We start from the raw sequence: 5,632 nt of genomic DNA on the forward strand, positions 1-5,632 counted from the left end.
AGGCTATGTATTTATGGGCGTTTTAGCATGCGTTCATTTGCGTATAGGCTTTTAACTTGTTATTTAATTGCCAACTTCATATTTTATCCTATTTATCCTGTATTTGCTGCTGATTTACTACCTGATGGGACAACGAGAACGACCATAACGCATTCAGAGAATAATACCCCAGTGGTTAATATAGCACCACCGAGTCAGCGTGGTGTTTCTGTGAATAGATATACTAATTACAATGTAGGTGAGAATGGGCTTATATTGAATAATACGAGTGTATTGGGTTATATGCCGCAGGTAAATAGTGTGATAGGGGGCGATGTTGCTCCCAATCCGAATTTAGGTGGCGGCTCAATGGCTAGGGTTATATTGAATGAGGTGACGGGTAATTCAGTTACTAGTTTAAGTGGACTTACGGAGATATTTGGTCCGAGTGCTGATTTAATTGTTGCCAATCCGCAGGGGATAACGTGTGCTGGGTGTGGGTTTATAAACACATCAAGGCTATCAATGGTGACGGGGTCGTCTAATCTGACAGCAGAGGGGGATATAAGAGATTTTTCAATATCGTCTTATGGGATATTGAGGATAGAGGGGGTAGGGGAGACTTATTTTGGTCTTGTTGCCAATAGTTCAGCAGATTTAGTATCAAGGGTAGTTCAGATAGCTGGGAGTATAAATGCAACGGGGAACTTAAACATACTAACTGGCAATGACAAGTATGACTATACGAGCAATACGATAACGTCTAACAATGTAGGAACATCAGATAATAGGACGACAGGCAATGTTGAGATTGCGGTGGATAGTGTAGCATTAGGTGGGATGTATGCTGGTAGGATAAGGATAATTGCGACAGAGAGAGGTTTTGGGATAAACACACCAAGCGACCTGTTAGCAACGACTGATGGGTTAGAGATAACGGCAGACGGGGATATAGTATTTAAGAATGCGACTAGTGTGAAGAATATAGATGTCAAATCAACCAGCGGCAAAGTAGAGGCGAAGGGGACTGTTTATGCACAGGATAATGTGAGCATATCAGCGGGAACGTCATTTATAAACACGAACGTTGGGCTTATATCAGGGAATAACATATTATTAAGTGCAACGGGTAATATTAGTAATATAGGTCATATAGGAGCATTAAGGGATTTAACGGCGAGCACAAACACGTTTAACAACTATGGACAACTAGTGAGTGGCAGGAACACAGATGTAACAACTGCAACTGATTTTATAAACTATGAGGGAGCTGGGGTATTATCGGGTGGAGACATCACGTTCAGGACGGGGAGGAACTTTGTTAACTATCTAGCAGAGGTATTTGCGTTAGGGGATATAACATTTACGGGGATAGAGGGTGCACTTGCCACGACTGGCACTAGCGGAGTGAACCCGAACGCCACATACGCTAATCCATATTTAGATAATCAAACGGCGATAAGTCAAGGGACGCAACAAGAGGGGCAACAAGAGCAGCAGGAACAAGAGCTGGCTGAAGATGAAAATGACAGACCGGAGTTTGTGCAGTTGTTTGTGACTAGTGCTATTGGGGACAATACTACGGAGTTGAATGTTCAGCTGGACGTTCCGACTGAATTATTTCTTGAGGAACATACAGCTGGGGACATAGTAGAACTAGAGGATGGGTTTAGGCTGAGGTTTCTTTTAGAGGATGGACAGCTGACGTTTGTTGTGGAGAAAGAAGTTGTTCCTGTGGAGCAGGAAAGCGAGCTTACCCCTGTTCCAACATCTGAGTATGTGCAGTATGCTTATGAGGTGTTAAATGCTGATGAGGCAACGGATGAGGATGATAATGAACGGGAAGAGGATGTTCTAGCTGATTTAGACCCAATAGATACTGGTAGCAGTGCTGGGGTAGCCGAAAGTCATACAGCGTGGACGGGATATAGCAATGATGATAGTGTGTCTAATGGGTTTGTGAACTATGGTGGGAGGATAGAGAGTTATTCAAACATTACTATAAACACAGATAAGCTTTATAATATTGGGCAGGATATAACGGCAGGCAGTCCGTTTAGCAAGGTGACAGATGTAGTGAACACTGTGTTTCCGATAGATGGTATATGGCATTTAAGGAATGCTGAAAGTATTAGTGAGGTGAGGTTGAACTCTCGTCCTGGGATTATTTTAGCCACAGGGGATATAGGCATTACATCTAGGGTTGTAACCAATACCGACTCTACCATAATAGCAGGCGGGGATATAGATATATTGGCGGAAACGTTAAGCAATCAAACTCGTAGTGTAATGGCAAATCTGTATATGGACTACAGGAAGAGGGAGCGCAAGAAGATAAAGATTGGAAGGGTTAGGGTATTTAGGTGGACGGAGACAAGTAATGAGCGGCGCACGGTTCAGCAGAGGGTTTATTCGCTAGAGGATGCGAAGCTTGTTGCTGGTGGCACGTTGTCTATAAAGTCAGGTGTTCTTGATAATGCTCAAAGTGGCGATGGTGGCAGTATAGCTCCGTATCGTTCTGCTGGTGTGGCTGGCGATGGTGTGATTGGTGTTAATTTAGTTCCCCCTACGGGTGTGAATGGGTTGTTTAGGTTGTCTGATGACGGCAGATATATGGTGGAAACAAATGTTCCGTTTCTTGATAGAGGCAGTTTTGTAGGAGCGGACTATTTCTTTGCGGCTGCTGGGATGGATAATGTTTTTAAGATGTATGGTGATGCGGCGTATGAGACGACACTTGTTGTGGATGCAATAATGAGTCTTACGCATAATAGATATTTAGAGCCTAATATAGGTTCAGATGCAGACCAGATGAGGAAACTATATGATAATGCTAATAGGGCGATGGTGGAACAGGGGTTAACTATTGGGACTAGTTTAACAGAAGAACAGATAGCTAATTTAAGCAGTGATATTGTATGGTATGTAGAGCGAGAAGTGGGCGGGCAGAAAGTGCTTGTGCCAGAGGTGTATCTATCAAGGGTAACGCTAGAGACGCTATACGGGGACGAAAGCTATGGTGCAATGCTAGCGGGTGGTAATGTAAAACTGGAAGTTGGCGAGCTGAATAATAGCGGAACAATCACAGCGAAAGACAACCTAACGATAGAGGGGGATAGAGTAGTTAATTCTAGTGGGCTAATTAGTGCTTATGAAGTTGCGATTAAAGTTGCCGAAGTAATAAATGAGACGAAAGTATATACAGAAGAGGTAGCGATAGGGGATGAGTATAAGCGTTCTACACAGACAGCGGGTTTAACTGGGACAATATCAGGCAAGAGTGGAGTAGCTATAAATGCTGGCACGTATACTAGCAAAGGTGCAGATATAACAAGTGGTGGCGATATATCAATAACTGCTAACACGGTAGTGTTAAGCACAATAGAGCTATTAAACCGTTTAGAAACATATAAAAGCTCAGATGGCGGACTATTTGCCCCTTCAAGGAGCACTACAGAGATACATGAGAGTCTAACGAATGTTGGTTCAACTATAAATGCAGGTGGGAACTTTGTGCTACAAACCACAGGGGATTCAATATTTAGGGGTGCAAATGTAAATGTTGGCGATAGTGCACTACTCAACGTTGGCGGTGATATGAATGTGTTTGCTGTCAAGGATTACACTTATGACTATAAGAAAGAGACTAAATCTTCTTGGGGTGGGTTGCTCAAGGTAGAGGACACAACGATAGACAGGGCAGAGATGCTCAATTCAGCGAACGTAACCGTGACTGATGGGTTGACTATAGTTAGCGGGAGGGACACAAACATTGTAGGCTCAAACCTTAATGTAGGCGGAGACGCTGATATATATACAGGGTATAAGCTAGGCGATTACGGCAATCTGACTAAATCAGACACAGGCGGTTCGTTTAGTGTGCTAGCTGATTATGTGAGTGAGACACACTTTAGTGAACATAAGACAACTAATGGAGTAATGGGGGCTATAGGCGGTGCATTGGCTGTTGTAGGTGGACCCGTTGGTATAGTTGCCGCTGTCGCACTGCTGGATGTTGAAGTTGATTATGAGAATGGCAAGTTGACTGCATCAGCGGTGGTAGGTGAGCAGACTAGGGATATGACAAGCTCCACTAAAACGACTGCGGTAGCGTCAGAGGTAAATGTTGGTGGCAACCTGAATGTAGTATCAAATGGTGATGTAAATATAAAAGGTTCTATGTTAAGCATAGCGCAGAATATTGCTGTGATAGCTGATAGGGATATAAACATAACAGCGGCAAAGAACACAAGTGAGAGCAAAACAGAACACGAGAGCACAACGATAACGGCTACTGCGACTGTTGGTAATGCTTATGTAGATGTTGGCAAGGCAGCAGAGGCGTTGAAGAAAGCAGAACAAGCAGTAGAAGGGGCTTATGCAAAATTGGAAGAGATGAATGGATTGTATGATAAGGGCAAAGCCACAGCTCAAGCATTGAATGATGCAAAGATAAACTACGGATTAACACTTGAAAATTTAGTTATGGCAACGATAGCTTTTACAGGCTCAATGGTGGGTGCTGCACAGGCGGCAATTACATCGTTTGGGACTGGCTTTTATGCTAGTGCTGGCTTGCAGTATAATTCAGAGACAAGCAGTAGTGCAAACAAGAGCGAAACATATACAGGTTCAGAGGTGTATGCTGGCGGGGACGTGGTGTTCCAAGCTGGCAAGGATATGACACAAGCAGGTTCTGCAGTAGTTTCAAACGGGGACGTGACGTATAGCATAACCAACAATTTAAGACTAGAGGCAGTGCAGAATAAATACTCATCAGAACAAAGCAGTCATAGTGAGAGTGTGTCCGTATCGGTAGGGACGAATGGAGCAAGTGGCAGTGCAAATATGTCTAAGGCAAGTTCAAGAAGTTCTGATGTGCAAAATATAAACTCTGCGACTTATGCGCAGAACGGCACGATAACCTACGATGTTGGTGGCGATATGGTAGGCATAGGCTACAATGCGCTAGCAAAGGGGATAGTTGCGGCAATAGAGGGAAACCTCACGCTAACATCACTGCAAGATACTGGTAATTCAAGTAATAGTTCACTATCATTAGGGGTATCAGGCGGGAGTAGCCAAGATAAAGCGAATGGTGGCACAACGGGCAATAGCGTAGGCGGCAATATAGGCATTTCCAATGGTTCAAGTAGCTATCAGCAGACGCAGATAAGTTCGCTTATAGGCACAGACTTTGTAGATATAGATGTGAATGGCACATTATCTATGACAGGTTCAACGATAGCCAACAGGGATGAACATGGCAATGACAAGGGTAACCTTAATATAGTGGCTACCTCGTTAGAATGGGCTGATTTATTTGATTATTCATATAGTAGTCAAACAGGGTTTAGTTTAGGAGTAACTGTATCTGGAATAGGCGCAAAACCGGGTGTAGGGGATAACCCAGATAACAGCACTATAGAGGCTAAAGGGACGATTGGTGTCACAAATACAGGACACGAGAAAGAGGGGACAACACGTGCGACCATAGGTGAGGGGAACATAGTAGTTAGAGATGGTTCTGATATATCAGGGCTGAATAGAGATATAGATAGAGCACAGACGGTTGAGAGGGATACGACCACAGGAGCGTTAGACGGAAAACTAGAGATAGACAGCAGGCTATTTACGACTGCTGGGCAGGAAG

1 protein-coding gene is annotated in these 5,632 nt (G+C 43.7%); it reads left to right on the forward strand.

Annotated elements, in window-relative coordinates; translation table 11 throughout:
* Nucleotides 1-27: 27 nt before the first annotated feature.
* The coding region (locus AC1MDJ_RS06520; RefSeq protein ID WP_479690125.1) for a two-partner secretion domain-containing protein at nt 28-5,632 on the forward strand (5,605 nt) is incomplete at its 3' end.

This window comes from Candidatus Termitispirillum reticulitermitis, from assembly GCF_054655775.1.